17 protein-coding genes and 1 riboswitch are annotated in these 16,153 nt (G+C 38.4%); of the genes, 16 read left to right on the forward strand and 1 reads right to left on the reverse strand.

Annotated features, from left to right (window positions below; genetic code table 11):
* The first annotated feature begins 9 nt into the window (after positions 1 to 9).
* The 10 genes from arsC to AC1DOK_RS15930 all read left to right on the forward strand — a co-directional run bounded on the left by arsC (position 10) and on the right by AC1DOK_RS15930 (position 10,188).
* Positions 10 to 435 carry an arsenate reductase (thioredoxin) gene (gene arsC / locus AC1DOK_RS15885; RefSeq protein ID WP_477555272.1) on the forward strand — a complete coding sequence of 142 codons (426 nt, stop codon included), beginning with the start codon at positions 10 to 12 and terminating at the stop codon, positions 433 to 435.
* Positions 432 to 1,778 carry an MATE family efflux transporter gene (locus AC1DOK_RS15890; protein ID WP_477555273.1) on the forward strand — a complete coding sequence of 449 codons (1,347 nt, stop codon included), beginning with the start codon at positions 432 to 434 and terminating at the stop codon, positions 1,776 to 1,778. The genes arsC and AC1DOK_RS15890 overlap by 4 nt, the downstream gene beginning before the upstream one ends.
* 22 nt (positions 1,779 to 1,800) lie before the next feature.
* Positions 1,801 to 4,134 (forward strand): bifunctional glutamate--cysteine ligase GshA/glutathione synthetase GshB, encoded by a 2,334-nt coding sequence (gene gshAB / locus AC1DOK_RS15895; RefSeq protein ID WP_477555274.1) that lies wholly within the window; start codon positions 1,801 to 1,803, stop codon positions 4,132 to 4,134.
* A gap of 237 nt (positions 4,135 to 4,371) precedes the next feature.
* On the forward strand, positions 4,372 to 5,691 hold the full coding sequence (locus AC1DOK_RS15900; protein WP_477555275.1) for an ABC transporter substrate-binding protein: 1,320 nt from the start codon (positions 4,372 to 4,374) through the stop codon (positions 5,689 to 5,691).
* Positions 5,692 to 5,810: 119 nt separating this feature from the next.
* Complete coding sequence (locus AC1DOK_RS15905) at positions 5,811 to 6,776, forward strand: carbohydrate ABC transporter permease (RefSeq protein ID WP_477555276.1); 966 nt, start codon at positions 5,811 to 5,813, stop codon at positions 6,774 to 6,776.
* A 19-nt stretch (positions 6,777 to 6,795) separates the two neighbouring features.
* On the forward strand, positions 6,796 to 7,617 hold the full coding sequence (locus AC1DOK_RS15910; RefSeq protein ID WP_477555277.1) for a carbohydrate ABC transporter permease: 822 nt from the start codon (positions 6,796 to 6,798) through the stop codon (positions 7,615 to 7,617).
* Entirely contained in the window at positions 7,614 to 8,387 is a 774-nt protein-coding gene (locus tag AC1DOK_RS15915; RefSeq protein ID WP_477555278.1) for an HAD family hydrolase, read from the forward strand. Before AC1DOK_RS15910 ends, AC1DOK_RS15915 begins: the two co-directional genes overlap by 4 nt.
* A gap of 25 nt (positions 8,388 to 8,412) precedes the next feature.
* Positions 8,413 to 9,216: a GNAT family N-acetyltransferase gene (locus AC1DOK_RS15920; protein WP_477555279.1), complete on the forward strand. Its 804-nt coding sequence runs from the start codon at positions 8,413 to 8,415 to the stop codon at positions 9,214 to 9,216.
* Complete coding sequence (locus AC1DOK_RS15925) at positions 9,217 to 9,810, forward strand: YdeI/OmpD-associated family protein (RefSeq protein ID WP_477555280.1); 594 nt, start codon at positions 9,217 to 9,219, stop codon at positions 9,808 to 9,810.
* Between the two features lie 36 nt (positions 9,811 to 9,846).
* Positions 9,847 to 10,188, forward strand: a complete 342-nt coding sequence (locus AC1DOK_RS15930) for a DUF1801 domain-containing protein (RefSeq protein ID WP_477555281.1) — start codon at positions 9,847 to 9,849, stop codon at positions 10,186 to 10,188.
* A 174-nt stretch (positions 10,189 to 10,362) separates the two neighbouring features.
* On the opposite strand, the gene AC1DOK_RS15935 is transcribed toward AC1DOK_RS15930, so the two are convergent.
* Complete coding sequence (locus tag AC1DOK_RS15935; protein WP_477555282.1) at positions 10,363 to 11,331, reverse strand: arsenic resistance protein; 969 nt, start codon at positions 11,329 to 11,331, stop codon at positions 10,363 to 10,365.
* Positions 11,332 to 11,619: 288 nt separating this feature from the next.
* Positions 11,620 to 11,697, forward strand: a riboswitch (ZMP/ZTP riboswitch).
* Between the two features lie 59 nt (positions 11,698 to 11,756).
* On the opposite strand from AC1DOK_RS15935, the gene AC1DOK_RS15940 reads away from it, so the two are divergent.
* The 6 genes from AC1DOK_RS15940 to AC1DOK_RS15965 all read left to right on the forward strand — a co-directional run bounded on the left by AC1DOK_RS15940 (position 11,757) and on the right by AC1DOK_RS15965 (position 15,825).
* Positions 11,757 to 12,599, forward strand: coding sequence for a bifunctional 5,10-methylenetetrahydrofolate dehydrogenase/5,10-methenyltetrahydrofolate cyclohydrolase (locus tag AC1DOK_RS15940; RefSeq protein WP_477555283.1), 843 nt, complete (start codon positions 11,757 to 11,759; stop codon positions 12,597 to 12,599).
* A gap of 282 nt (positions 12,600 to 12,881) precedes the next feature.
* Positions 12,882 to 13,160, forward strand: a complete 279-nt coding sequence (locus AC1DOK_RS15945) for a hypothetical protein (protein WP_477555284.1) — start codon at positions 12,882 to 12,884, stop codon at positions 13,158 to 13,160.
* Entirely contained in the window at positions 13,151 to 13,549 is a 399-nt protein-coding gene (locus tag AC1DOK_RS15950; protein WP_477555297.1) for an HAD family hydrolase, read from the forward strand. Before AC1DOK_RS15945 ends, AC1DOK_RS15950 begins: the two co-directional genes overlap by 10 nt.
* Positions 13,550 to 13,788: 239 nt before the next feature.
* Positions 13,789 to 14,286: an AAA family ATPase gene (locus tag AC1DOK_RS15955; protein WP_477555285.1), complete on the forward strand. Its 498-nt coding sequence runs from the start codon at positions 13,789 to 13,791 to the stop codon at positions 14,284 to 14,286.
* A 252-nt stretch (positions 14,287 to 14,538) separates the two neighbouring features.
* Entirely contained in the window at positions 14,539 to 15,165 is a 627-nt protein-coding gene (locus tag AC1DOK_RS15960) for a hypothetical protein (protein ID WP_477555286.1), read from the forward strand.
* 282 nt (positions 15,166 to 15,447) lie between these two features.
* Entirely contained in the window at positions 15,448 to 15,825 is a 378-nt protein-coding gene (locus AC1DOK_RS15965) for a VOC family protein (RefSeq protein WP_477555287.1), read from the forward strand.
* Positions 15,826 to 16,153: the final 328 nt, after the last annotated feature.

Consider the following 16,153-nt stretch of genomic DNA (forward strand, 5'->3'; position numbering starts at 1 on the left):
TTTAAATTCATGAATAAACCACTTGTATATTTTCTATGCACAGGCAATTCCTGCCGAAGTCAAATCGCGGATGGTCTACTAACAGAACTTGGTGGTGACCGTTATGAAGTGTTAAGTGCAGGCCTTGAAGCACACGGATTAAATCCGAGAGCAATTCAGGTTATGAAAGAAATAGGAATTGATATTTCAACCAATTCTTCGAATGTTATTGATTCAGAGACATTAAATAGTGCAACTTATGTCATCACGTTATGTGGTCATGCGGATGAACATTGCCCGGTAATAGCCAATAAGAATGTTATCAAATGGCACTGGGGATTTGAAGATCCAGCCAAAGCGATTGGTACTGAAGAAGAAATTATGAATCAGTTCCGAAATGTACGTGATGCTATCAAATCTAGAATTGAAGTTTTTCTAAATGAAGCAAGTAAATGAAAGGGACAACTAATTTAACGTCAGGACCCATTATGCCGACATTGATGAAATTAACGTTGCCGATCATTGCAACCAATTTCATTTCAACAACTTATGGGCTTGTCGATATGATTTGGGTCGGCATGTTAGGTAGCGGTCAGGTTGCAGCGATTGGAACAGCTAGCTTCTATGTGAATTTAGCCCTTGCTTTATCGACCATGATCACAATTGGTACAGGAATCAAAGTCTCTCATAGCATGGGGGCAGGCAAGGATAGCCAAGCTAAAGCGTATATCCAGAATGGATTATGGCTGGCAATCATTCTAAGTATTCTGTATATGTTCTTTATCTTGATCATGAAGAAGCCGCTTATTGGATTCTTTGAATTAGGAAATCATGAAGTTGAGAAGATGGCGACACAGTTTCTTGTTATTTCGATGATCGGTACTGTGTTTACCATCGTAAATACACTTTATAGTACAGTCTTGAACTCTATGGGGAATAGTAAAAAGCCTTTTCGTATATTTACAATTGGTTTCCTCATCAACATGCTACTCGATCCATTACTGATCTTTGGAGTAGGAAGCTGGGAAGGCTTAGGTGTAGCAGGGGCTGCCCTTGCGACATTAACAGCAAATATCATGGTCACGTGCATATTCTTCGTTCACATTCGAAAGATACAACTATTTCCCAAACGAATTTCACTCGATAAAGTACTGACGTCAGAAGTCATTCGTATAGGGATCCCGATCACTGTTCAGCGTGTTTCATTTACGATCATCTCAATCCTTATGGCGAAGATCATTGTTCAGTGGGGGGCAGATGCCATCGCTGTTCAAAAAGTTGGTATTCAGATCGAGTCGATAGCCTATATGACGATAGGCGGACTTCAAGGAGCCATTGCTGCCTTTTTTGGTCAAAACTATGGTGCAGGCAGACTTGATCGAATTTCGAAAGGTTATCGCTACGCCTTATTATTAACCTCTGGATTCGGTGTTATCGTGTCTTTATTGTTTATTCTGTTCCCAGAGCAGATTTTTTCGTTGTTCTTACAAGATCCGTCTAGTTTAGAACTAGGCGTCAATTATATGAGGATTATTGGTTTCTCACAATTATTCATGTGTATGGAATTAATGACTGTTGGTGCATTTAATGGTATCGGCAAAACCCATATACCTCCCATATTTAGTGTCACGTTAACATTACTAAGGATACCGATGGCTTTAGCCTTGTCAGGACCTTACGGATTAAACGGCGTATGGATGTCGATTGCGCTAAGCAGTATACTGAAGGGAATCATACTTATCTTATGGTTTATGGCAACCCTTCGCAGAATGAAGCAACCTCTATTAAATCGTCAGTAATGAATGGAAGAAGGTATTTGAGATGATAACGTTAGATCGTGAATTACTTCAGCTTATGATCAGCAACTCCCTGAAAGACGATCTATTTAAAGGCGAATTTGGATTAGAAAAAGAGAATGTTAGGGTAGATACAGAAGGCAAGCTTGCTATGACTCCTCATCCTAGTGCTTTTGGTTCAAAATCTGAGAATCCTTATATCAAAACGGATTTTTCAGAAAGTCAGATCGAAATGATAACACCCGTATTGCCTTCAATAGATGAAGCATACAAATTCTTAGAAGCTTTACATGACATCGTGACAATTGAATTAAAGGATGAATATCTGTGGACGAGCAGCAATCCTCCTGCATTGCCGAGAGAAGAAGACATTCCAATTGCGAAGATGAATGATCCGATGGAAGATCAGTACCGGAATCAATTAGCTGAAAAATATGGTCGCAAAAGACAATTACTCAGTGGAATTCATTATAACTTTTCATTTGATGAAAGCTTCTTATTTAAACTATATGAAGTATCCCATAGCAAACAAAGCTTCAAAGAGTTCAAGAACGGAGTTTATTTAAAAGTCACACGTAATCTTATGAAGCACCGTTGGCTGCTAATCCATTTAACTGGTGCTTCACCAGTCTTTAGTAATTCCTATATTAAGAAATGCGTGGATTCAAGTGATTATCTAGATGAAGAAAGCCATTATTTCCCGAATATGAGTTCTTTACGAAATAGCGTCTGCGGCTACCGAAATGAAAAACCGTTATATGTATCTTTAGATTCCGTTGAAGAATATGTGCGAGATATTCAAGCACTAGTCCAATCTAATGAGTTACTTAGTGCAAGAGAGTATTATAGTCCTATACGATTAAAAGCCATCAATGGAGAGAACCCGTTACAGGATCTTTTAGATAATGGAATCGCCTACTTAGAGCTTCGTATGTTAGATTTAAACCCACTTTATCGGGTTGGAATCAGTAAAGAAACGATGCAATGGATTCATTTATTTATTGTATTTGCGCTCCTTATCAAGGATGAACCGTTTGATGTTGAAGCACAAAGAAAGGCAAATCTGAATCAGGATATCCTTATGAAAGATGGTATATCAGCAGTTTTATCGGATGATATAGGATCCGTCTTGATGAGTGAACAAGCTTTATCATGTATGGAAGAAATGAAAGAAATGGTCCGAGTTCTACAGCCGAATATTGATGGACTGATCCAATTGCTCGATAATGAAAAGCTGAAAATTGTTGATCCACAATTAAGCTTTGCTGAGATCGTGAAATCTGAAATAGAAGAATCCTCTTTTCTCACGTATCATATGGATCAAGCTAAACAGTATGCAGCCGAAAGTCTTGCGAACGGATACCGATTCCCAGGCTATGAGGACTTGGAATTATCAACTCAGCTCTTATTGAAAGCTGCTATGAAGCGAGGCATCAAGTTCGATTTGCTTGATCGTGATGAGAATTTCATCGTTCTTACCAAAGGTGATCATAAAGAATATGTCAAACAGGCGACCAAAACATCGCTTGATTCTTATAGCACCGTATTAATTATGGAGAACAAGATTGTAACCAAAATAGTTCTCAAACAACATGGTATCCGAGTTCCCGAAGGGGAGTCTTTTGGTAATATGGAGGATGCCATGGTCAAATATGAGAATTACCGTGGGAAGCCAATAGTCATCAAACCGAAATCGACTAATTTTGGATTAGGTATCTCCATTTTTACGGGTGAATTTTCTAAAGAAGATTATCACAAAGCCTTTGAAATCGCATTTCATCATGACCAAACCGTACTTCTAGAACACTTCATGACGGGAAAAGAATATCGTTTTCTTGTGATGGGAGAAGAAGTCGTTGGCATCTTACACCGAGTTCCAGCGAATGTTGTTGGTGATGGCATTCACACGATTGAGCAGCTTGTACATGATAAGAATAAAGATTCACTTCGGGGGAAGGGCTATAAAACTCCACTTGAATACATCCAAATAGGTGAAGTGGAGGAGATGTTCTTAAAGAATCAAACTAAAAGTAAGACCGTTATTCCTAAATTGAATGAAGTTGTCTATTTACGTGAAAACTCCAATATTAGTACAGGTGGAGATAGTATTGACTATACGGATGACATCCCAGATAGCTACAAACAAATAGCTATTGCATCAGCTAAAGCTGCCGGTGCGACATTCTGTGGTGTTGACATGATGATTGATGACATTACGAAAGAAGCAACAACATCAAACTATAGCATCATTGAAATCAACTTTAACCCAGCCATCCATATTCATAGTTATCCATATCGAGGAAAGAATCGTAAGGCTGAAGATAAGATTCTAGATTTATTGTTTGGGCGTATGAATTGACAGGTGTAATTTAGCGCGAAATACAAAGGAATGTCAAATTACGAACAAAACACCTCAACCTAATTGTATATAGGTTGAGGTGTTTTGCTGTGATTGCTCCCATCATTAATAAATTAAATTTTCAGAAAATTATTGACTTTCGCAATAAAGTTTCATAATCTTACTGATAACGCTTCCATTTTTACCGCTTTATTCAGATTTTTAATTTCTATTATCCATTTGAAGGGGGTCAAAACATTGAAGAAGACTAAATTATTTACAATGGTTATGACAGCATCCGCACTTATACTTGCTTCAGCGTGCAGCAGTACAACTACTTCTACAGCAAGTCCAGACACTAAAGGAACTCCGGCACCAGCTGAAAGCACCAAGCCAGCTGACTCAGCACAAGGCAAACCAGTTAAGCTCGTAATGTATAGCTGGAAAGCTGAAGATAAAGCGGCATATGAGAAAATTATCGCTGAATACACAAAAGAGAATCCCAACATAACCATTGAGTTTAAGCCAATTAAATCAACGGAGTATAACACGCTTCTTAAAACCGCACTTACCGCAGGCTCTGGAGTCGATATTTTGCAGCTTCGCCCATATGATGGGGCAAGATCATTAGCTGATGCCGGTCTTTTAACACCTCTAGATGATTTGCAAGGTATTAGTAACATTACGCCTGAGCATTTAGATGCTGCAAAAGGCAGTGATGGCAAGGCATATGGCGTTCCATTAATGCTGAACAATGCCATTATTTTCTACAACAAAAAGCTTCTAGCTGATAATAGTTTAGAGGTTCCTCAAACATGGGATGACCTGGTTAAAGTTTCGGAAGCACTTAAAGCCAAGGGTATTACGCCAATTGCTCAATCAGGTAAGGCAGCCTATCTATTATCGATGACACACGCCGTAACCGCACCATCTGATTATGGCGGTAACGCATTCGTTAACGCAGTATTAAAGGGTGAGACTAATTTTAAAGATGCTAAATTCGTAGAATCAATCAAAAAGATAAAAGATCTTGCTGCGTATTTCCCGAAAGATTATATCGCTATTGAAGATAAGGATGCACAAGCGATGTTCATTACTCAGAAGGCAGCGATGTATATCAACGGCAGCCATCGTATTGAAACTTTTGAAAAAGCTGGTATAGAGTTCGAAATGGACTTCATTCCAGGTTTGACCAAGAACAAGGGGGAAGAGCCATCAATCGTATCATGGGTGGATGGATCTTATGCAATCGCCAAAAGCAGCAAGCACCAAGAAGAAGCTAAGAAATTCATGGAGTTTCTAGCATCTCCTAAATTTGGCCAAATGTATAGCGATGAGTTAAACCGAGTAAGCCCAATCAAAGGTGTTGCACCTAAGCATGAACTCTTAAAGAAAATGTCTGCGTTAACGGCTAGTAATACAACTCCTTACTTCATGCTAACAAATTTCGGTTCTGGCAGTCCGACAACCAAAACAACTTTTGAGGATTCATTGCAGGGTATGCTGTTAGATCAATTGACTATTGAGCAAGTTGCTGAGAAAACGCAAGCTTCTGCTGACAAATGGTTTAAACCCTAAAAATAATAGAATTCTTAATGAATGAGAAAGAAAGCGATATACATTCAAGTCTTAGTACCTGATTGTATATCGTTTTCATTAAATATGGATTGTGTATTAGAAAGTAAGGGGATGAACACATGCCAGATATCAATAAAAGTGTAGCACTCGAAATGACAACAGTAGCAGTTGTGGAGAAGAAGAGGGGAATCAAGAGGCATTTGGTGCATCTCTTCATTGTACCAGCATTGATATTATATGTCGGATTTCAAATATATCCGATCTTATCCGCTTTCCTCAATAGCTTCTTTAGCTGGAATGGGCTGGTCCGTGGCGAGTTTTCTGGCTTGAATAATTTCACTAGACTATTTACTGAAGACCCCTATCATGAATTTTTTACGAATGCGATTAAACACAATGTAATTTATTTTGTAGTAACTGTCTTCAGCAAGCTAGTAATCGCATTCTTATTAGCCATGATCATTAACAGTAAGATTAGAGGAAAGCAATTTTTTAAAACAGTCATTTTTGTTCCCAAGCTGCTCTCCATAGTAGTCGTAGGTTATTTATTTAGTTTAATCCTTAATCCTACTTATGGTTCACTCAATACCTTTCTAGATATGATTGGACTTGATAGCCTAACGAGACCTTGGCTTGGTGATATGGATCTCGCTTTATATGCCGTGATTCTTGTAGGCAGTTGGCACGGAATCGGTTTTGCAATGCTTATTTTTTTGGTAGGGCTGCAAGCTATACCAAGTGAGTTATATGAAGCAGCCAAAATAGATGGTGCATCAGGACTTAGAATGCTATTCAAAATTACGATTCCTCTCGCAATGCCATCCATCATGATCATGACCATTTTAACGTTTATTGGGTCTTTTGAAACCTTTGATCTGATTTTTGCCATGCAAGGTTCTCAGGCTGGACCCTACTTTTCAACTGATGTGCTTGTTACATACTTCTATCGTCTTGCTTTCGGTAGTGTAGAAGGCGGAGATTCAATCGGGCTTGGCTCGGCGCTGGCTGTCGTTATTTTCTTGATTATTGCCGCTGCATCGGCCATACAGCTGATTTTCTTCCAACGTAAGCAGATTGATCATTAGTTAAGGAGGGCATATCAATATGAAACTATTCCAAAAAATTATTCGCTATACGATTTTAATATTTGCTACTTTCATCTCGTTATATCCACTATTCTTAATGATTACATCATCGTTCAAGACAAAAATGGAAATAATGACGCATCCTTTGGCTATGCCAGGTTCGTTTTCATTCATAAACTATATAGAAGTATGGGGGAAAGTAAAATTCTCCTCTTATTTTCTAAATAGCATCCTGGTAAGTGCTCTGTCAGTTTCTTGTATACTACTAGTATCATCACTCGGTGCATTTTATCTGACTCGTTACAAATTTAGATGGAATGGTTTTCTCCTTATTTTCTTCATGTTCGGACTCATGATTCCTACGAAGCTTGCTATTACACCGTTATACATGCTCATGCTGAATCTCAATCTGCTTGATACCCATTTATCATTGATCCTCATCTATACGGCTGGAAATATTCCACTTGCGCTATTTATCTTTTATGGCTTCTTCCGTACTTTGCCCTCAGAATTTGATCAAAGTGCACGAATTGACGGCTGTAATGGATTTCAGGTCTATTATAAAATTATCTTGCCACTCATGCGTCCATCTATTGCAACTGTTGGAATAGTGACGCTTATTGGTGTATGGAATGACTTCTTTTATCCTCTAATATTCTTAAAAACCACAGAGCTAAATACGATCCCACTAGGGTTAATGTCCTTATTTGGCGAATATGATACGGAGTGGAATTTACTCTTTAGTGGTTTAACTCTTTCTTCCTTGCCAATGCTGCTTGCATTCGTATTTGCTTCCAAGCAATTTATTGAAGGTCTTACATCAGGAGGGATTAAAGCATGAATCGATGGATTAGCTTTGATTTAGATGGTACTTTAATGCAGAATCCGTTCATGAAAGCAGTTCTGCCAGAAGTCCAGTCGCTTATTCAGGAACAATCCGAGAGTGATTATAATGTCATAGAAGCACTTATTCACGAGCATGAAAGCAGACTTCAATCGGGCCTAACAGTTGATGCATACGATTGGGATGATATTGTTCAGCACGAAATCAAACAGCAGGGCTTGTCATTGTCAATTGATGTCGAAGCACTTGTAATTAAACACTGCAGACCGCCCTATATTCGTTTGCTTGATGAAACCATAATCCCAGCTCTAGAGCAATTACGTGTTGCTGGTTATTCGATTGCAGCAGTGACGAATGGCTTTTATAAGTATCAGTATCCTGTGCTTGAAGGCTTAGGAATTGCCCAGTATTTTGATGAGGTTGTGACACCAGAACGATGCGGTTCAGGTAAACCTGATATCCACATGCTGACTTCTTTACGTGATTCTGGTGAAATTGTTGCACATGTAGGTGACCGTTTTGAGCAGGATGTCTATATGGCAAGGCTAGCTGATGTAACGTCTGTCTTCATTCATCGAGGTTTGCCTGCTGATCTAGTGGAGATGTCGTGTGATGAAAGAGCACAGACAAAGGCGTTTCACGAAATCTGCGAACAGAGATTACCGAATGAATTAATTGAGGTGCAGTCACCAGAAGAGCTTGATCAATACTTGCCGAACTATGTAATTTGTGATTTGCAGGAATTAATCAAAATCGTGGAGAGCTAGTTTATAGAGATAAGGAGGCACGCAAATGATTTTACCGAGTACGGCATCCCGATCAGAGATTGCTGAAGCAGTTAGCAACAACAATTGGATTCTATATCAAACGCTCGCGAATCATTGTCCTTTATTCAGATGCGTGGATCGTGACGGCCTCTCGTTAAGATATGATCAGGTGCCTAATTTGGAGTACAATGGTGTTTGGCGGACGAATGTACTTCCACAAGAAATTAAGCGGCAAGTTGAGCGAGTAAAAGAAGACTACCAACATCTGAATGGAAATCATTATTGGAGAGCTTGGTCGACAGATCAGCCGGATAACTTAGAGACTGTTCTCAGGGACTCAGGTTATTCCTTACTTGCAGAAATTCCGGGTATGTTCATGAAATTAAATGAATTACAGGATGACAAGTCCATACAGCAAGGTTTCAATATCACTTCAGTTCAAACGAAAGAGGATTTGGATATTTGGAAAAATGTTATCATTGAAATAATCGGGCCTCATTTTGAGCCAGTAGCGACAGGATATACGATGTGCGGAACAGAAGGACCGCTTCATCATTATATCGGATGGTGGAATGATGAGCCCGTTGCGCTTGCGAGCGTATTGTTCGGTGCTGGTGTAGCTGGCATATATGCGGTCGGTACACGGTCTGATTACCGAGGGCAAGGATTCGGCCGTGCAATAACGCTTAAAGGTCTCTATGATGCGCGAGATCTGGGGTACGAGGTAGCCGTATTGACCTCTTCTCAGCTTGGTTTGCCCGTATATCGCAGAATCGGTTTTGAAGCATGCTGTGTGGAAAAAGTATTTAAGGCTGAGAGGATGTTATAAGTGAGCAAGAAAGCTAGTGAACTACCGATCCTAGTCTTTGGTGAACCATCATCATTTGAGAAATGGCTAGAAGACAACCATGACACCTCTCCGGGAATTTGGTTACAACACGCGAAGAAAAACTCAGGTATTATCTCCGTAACTTATGATGAAGCACTCGAAATTGCATTATGTTACGGATGGATTGACAGCCAAAAATCGAAGTTTGATGACAAAACATGGCTGCAACGATTTACTCCACGGGGAGCTAAGAGCAACTGGTCAAAAGTAAATAAAGATAAAGTGGAGCAACTGATCACAATTGGACGTATGAGACCTTCCGGACTAAAAGCAATTGAAGTAGCCAAACAGAACGGACTATGGGATAAGGCATACGAATCGCAAAGTGTCGCTACCATACCTGACGATCTCGCAATCGAGCTGGAACGTAATGTCAAAGCAAAGACATTCTATGATTCTCTGGATAAACAAAATAAATATGCCATTCTATTCAGAATTCATAATGCCAAGAAGCAAGAAACAAGGGTTAAACGAATTCAGCAGTTTATCACGATGCTTGAACAGGGCGAGAGAATTTATCCTATATCAAAGTAAGGACACGTCTAATAAACTCAAAGAGGAGAATATAAGATGAATCAGGAAGTAATAGATTTTATTGAAGCGTTAAAAGAACCTTGGCAAGTGAATTTATGTAACGGGCTTCGTGAGGTTGTCCAACAAGCGATTCCAGACGTACAGGAGCGCATCCAATACAAGAAACCTCACTTTTTGAAAAACAGCAAATACGCTGCAGTCATTTCAACATCGAAAGACGCGGTAAGTTTCACAATCTTTAATGCAAGTGAACTTACACTTCCTGAAGGACTATTCGATGGTCCTCCGGAGAGAAAGACGATGAAACTGAAACAAGGGCAAACGGTTGACGCCGATCTACTGTCATCTTTGGTAAGCCAGGCAGCAGCGACGCTTTAATAGTTAAGGTAGTAGATGTTGTATAATTGGAACCTTTTTGATGGAACTAGTAGAGATGCTATCAGATATCGATGAGCCAGTGAAAATACCTAAGACCCCTTAATAGAAGAGCTTTAGTTTAACAAAGACAGTATACTGTTCAGAATGCTGTCTTTTAACAATCCCTTGGCTGGGTTATCCTTTATCACGAATGATGTAACGTGGGACTACGCGAATATAAATTAATTCTCCGATTAGCTCTACGATCGTTTGCGTGACGATAACTGCCGCAACAACTCCACTAAACGGATCTGGTAACGCAAAAGCAAAAGGTAGAACGACAAGCGAGTTGCGAGTACCGCCACTAAAAACAAGAGCACGGCCGGCCTCAGTGTCTAATTGGAACCATTTTGAGATTAATCCGGAGATAAAAGGCATGAATACCATAAATGCGATGTAAATAGGGATTGCATAGCTTATCACTTCTTGATATTCATATATTCTGCTGATCTGGGACGCCACAACAACAAAAAGTGTTAAAGCCATAAAGGGAACTGGAAGCCATGCAGTAGCATTCAATAATTGATCTCCCATTTTGGTGCGAGCTGCTAATAGTTGTGAACCTAAGGCAAGCAGTAGAGGGATAAGGATAAGTCCAATGAATGCTTCAAAAAAGGGCTCGAATCGAATGATTTCAACAGCTTGATTTCCAATAAAAATCCATAAGTAAAGTGGAAGAAATAGAATTTGGGTGATAAAAAGAAAGGGTGTTGAGATCAGCATTAATTTCTCATTACCACGACCAAGATGCGTAAAGACAATTACATAGTCAATACACGGTGTTAAAAGTACAAGCATAACACCAAGTAATAAAGGTGGATGATCCGGAAGAAATCTAGTTAGTAGCCAAACTAACAAAGGAACAGCCACATAATTGGTTATTAACAACGCATAAATAAATCTTCGATTAGATAGTGCTTCTTTTAACCGAAAAAAGGGGATTTGAGTGAACATACTAAATAGCAAGATTGCAATAACAATCGTGGTTGTATGACCGAGTGGTTCAGAAAATGTTGGCCACATTAAACCAACTATCGCAGCAATAATAAGAGTGACCGCGTATATTAAGATTTGTTTCTGTTCAAGTGTTTCTCTAGTAACCATAATAAGCTCCTCACAATGTCAATAGTAGAGACCATTATAGCGCAAAGTAACAGATTAGAAAACGAAAGGCCATCCGTGAGTGAAACTATACAGAGGCCATCTATATCAGAGACACAATTTACGATATGCAGTGCGCAGCAGACACCGGAATGGACTACGCTCTTGCGGTGTGGGAAGCTTCATCGCCTGACGGCATCGATACTAAGTATAATTTGAATGAACCGATAGACATCTTGAAGCTAATTTAATTGAATTATCTATATTTAATTGTTATGATTAGAACATAAATTGACTGTGTGTGACTGGCGAAGCATGGGTAACCATGGGGGAGCACATAGATATCAGCCGTACGCCTGGGCAGAGGTAAGGGGAAATTGATCCCCTTACCTCTTTATGTTTCGTTCCTACTAGGAGGAGATGATTAGATGACAGCAGAAAAATTAATCTTGGATGGTAATCGTGTTGCAGCTGACATTAAGGAAACATTGTTGGGTAGAATCAATCGCCTATCAGAAAAAGGTATTGTACCATGTTTGGCGACAGTTTTAGTTGGTGACGATCCGTCATCAGCTACCTATGTACGAATGAAAGGAAACGCATGTAGGAAACTCGGTATTCAATCTATTCGTATTGATCTTCCTAAGAATACATCGACGGAAGAATTAATTGCAGCTATTAACAAACTCAATGCTGACCCTAATGTTCATGGAATATTGTTACAACATCCCGTTCCTAATCAAATAGACGAAAGAGCAGCATTTGAAGCAATTCGTATTGAAAAGGATGTAGATGGAGTAACAACTCTGGGATTTGCTCAAAACGCCTTTGGTTTCGCCGATTTCCCTTCCTGTACACCAACAGCAATCGTTGCAATTTTAGACTATTACAATATTCCAGTTGAAGGGAAACATGCAGTTGTGATTGGGAGAAGTCCAATCCTTGGTAAGCCTGTATCCTTAATGCTATTAAATAAAAACGCAACTGTAACGACATGCCATTCCAAAACAACTAATTTAGAAGACTTAGTTCGTTTAGGCGATATTGTAGTAGCTGCGGTTGGTAAACCTAAATTTGTTCAGGGCAATTGGATAAAATCAGGAGCTATTGTTTTAGATGCTGGTTACAATGAGGGTAACATTGGGGATGTTGACTATGATAATTGTCTAAAAAACGCCTCTGCGATAACTCCTGTTCCAGCCGGAGTCGGTCCAGTAACAATAGCTATTTTGCTCAAACACACGGTTGAAGCTGCTGAAAAATTAGCTTAATAACATAACTTATTAAATTTATGAAAGAAACGTAGGAAGACCATGTTTTTGAGAAATTGACCTTGATTGGCTATGTGCCTTTCAAGGTTTCTTTTTCGAGGAGGTACCTAGTGATGAATATTGATCCGAATGTCAGATTTCTCACTACCTAATTGTGTTAAAATAACTTTAGATGAAATTCGTATATCCAGCTTAATTAGTATAATATACGTAGTTCGTAGATAAGACGTTATAGGAAATCAGCACAAAGTCTTATGTCATGAAAACAGAAGGAGTCATTATATGATTTTCTTTGATCTTGATGAAACACTATTTGATTTTAAAACAGCTGAATATCTGGCTGTGAAAACTTTATATACTCAATTTGCAGAACCATCAAAGCAAACTGAAAATGAATTTTATTTAGAATGGTGTACCATTGGGAAGAGACATTTTGATCGATATTTACTTGGTGAACTCTCATTTGAACAACAGAAGATTCAAAGAATAATAGAAGTATTTTCCGGATTGGATATAGAAGTCAATGATGATAATGCTATGATTATTTTCAGATTTATTTAAAACATTTTGAAGATAATTGGAATCCCTTCGATGATGTAATTCCTTGCTTAGAAACACATAGAGACAATAGACTGGGGATAATAACCAATGGAGATTCATCACAGCAGAGACAGAAACTAAAGAAGCTTGGTATTTTAGATTATTTTCAGATCGTAGTAGTCTCAGGAGATATAGGTATTTCAAAGCCCAAAACAGAAATTTTTACACACGCATGTAATCTGGCCAAGGTAAAACCAACTGAATGTTTTTACATAGGTGATAATTTCGAAACTGATATTTTACCCTGTGAGAAGATAAACATGAAAGGAATATGGCTAAATAGAAAGGATGACAGTAAACGTCATACACGAACAATTTCAAACCTAATTGAATTACAAACACAGATTTGAATGTATATTCGAAGAAAGGCGCTTACATCCTATAACACCGTATTCACGCTTCGGGCCATTCGGCCCTCGGTCCGGCAGAGGCAATTCAGGGAAGCAAAGGCAACCGGACAACACCCATTCCCCTAAAATAAGAGCTATCTAAGGGGAATGGGCGTCGTGAATACAAGAACGTTAGATGAAAGTCCGGCAAACCACAATAAATCAAATATTAAAATATAAAAAAGAAAGAAGGTATTTCGATGAAGCAATTAGTTTTCATTAATGGATATGCTGGGGTAGGTAAAACGACAGTAAGTGAATTATTACACACGAAATTAAATAATAGTGCGTGGCTTCAGAGCGAGTGGTGTAGAGCGATAAATCCATTCGTATTTAATGATGAAATTGAAGCCATTACTGAGAAGAATATAACTTCTATTCTTAGGACATATTTGGAGAGCTCTTTTTTGGAATATATTATATTTACTTGGGGAATCCATGGTAGAAGACAAATCATTTTAAATAAAGTACTTCAAAACCTACAAGATCTAAATTTTGAGTACATACCAATAACCTTGCTTTGTGATCGAGAGGAGCACATAAGAAGAATGGTAGAAGATAGGAGGACAGAAGATCGAATCCTTAGGAGCTTAGAGACAAGATCCATTTATGAGCTATTTAACTACCCACGAATTGATACAAGTAGATTAACTCCAGAACAGACAGTTGACATGATAATAGACAAAATAAATGAATAACTGAATTAACAGAATACCATTGATTTTGATTGTAATATCGAAGAAGACCGGACCATCATCTAACACCGTATTCACGCTGCGTTGCTACGCTCCTTGATTCGCCCGAAGTTGAAAGTGCCAGGAAGTGGATTCTGGCGAATAACCACTGCGAGGCTAAGTCTTCGACCCGGCGCTGACGCGCCTTAAGCCTCTCGGGTTCGTGAATACAATAACGTTATGCGAAAGACTATTTCTAGGAAGGGTAAATTATAAATGTCAGATATATTAAAAGAATATATAGATTTTTATCCAGAATATATACTTGATTATATTAAAGAAGTATATGTGATAGATCCGATATTGTTTAAACAACAATTACGAAAGGCAGAAAATAATTCTCGAAGAAATGGTATACGTGATAAAACCTATAATTTATGGATAGCAGCGAACAATACAGATATTAGATTAAAGGCAAGAATTAACTCTCAAATATTTACATGCTATTACTGCCATTTGGAATTGAATAAATTAGAAACTAGTCAAATAAGATTTGAACATTTTATACCTAAGTTACATAAACCGTCTAATATTGTATCCGCATGTGAGTGGTGTGATTCTTTCAAAAAAGACAGATTACCAGAAGATTTTGTGAGAATATTAGAGGATAGTAATAAAGCAAATAGTGATGTTTATACTAAAACTCCAATGGAAAAAAGAAAGTTAATTGAATTTGCACCATTAGTTGCTTGTCGTAGTGTTGGGTTAACTCGTTTAGTATTAGATAATATAATAAATCTAGCTCAAACAAATTACTCGATCGATTTATCAAATATTGAAAAAGGATATGTAAGATGGAAATATTACGAATTATATAGAAAAAAATGGATTCCAATAGTTTAGAAGAAATAGTCAATCGCATAACATTGTATTCACGCATCGGATCACAAGTGATCCTTGGTCCACCAGAAGTAACAGAAGCAAAGCCACAACGTAGCGATTTCAATAGAAGGAAGCAAATTCAGGTGGACACATCCTGCGAGGCTAAGTCTTCGACCCGGTAGCTAAGCTGCCTTAAGCCTCTCGGTGTCGTGAATACGGAAACGTTATGTGAAACCTCGGAAACATTAATACAATATAAAACAATAAAAACCATTTGAAAATTTCAAAAAAATGGAGGGAATTATGAAATTCAGTGGAATATGCTTGATAACTGAAGATGTATCTCATCTGGTGGCATTTTATAAAGAAATATTGAAAGCAAAGGCTGTAGGAGATGAAAATAACGCAAGGATTTTAATAGAAGACAGTCATATTGATATATTTTCAAAGCAAGGAATGGAGAGCATGGCTCCGGGAAGCACTTTAAATGCAGGATATGGTAGCTACACTATTGAAATCGAAGTAGCTGATGTTGATGAAGAATTTATTCGGCTAAAAAATATAAATGTAACATTTATAAAACTACCTGAAACCTATCCATGGGGAAGACGCTCATTTTGGTTCAGAGACCCAGATGGAAACATAATAAATTTCTATTCAAATCTAAGTAGAGAATCATAAGGGGAAATTCGAAGATGTCCGAGGCATCATATAACATGGTATCTACGCTGCGTCGCTAACGCTCCTTGGTCTGCCCGAGGATTTTCAAGGAGTAAATCAGGCAGACAACCCTGCACCACCTAACCGCATCACGGCCAGGACTATCGTCCCTTAAGGTAGTGAGGGTTCGTAGATACAAGAACGTTATATGCAATTACTGCAATAAACATTTTGAATGAAGGAGATTTTATGGAAGCTAAAGTAATAACATTACCCCTTTTTCATGTTGTAGGTTACAAAATTGAAGCAAATATTAAAGAGTTTGAGTCTGGTCTTGGTAAGAACATTT

The sequence above is a fragment of the Paenibacillus sp. P5_B5 genome (assembly GCF_056400365.1).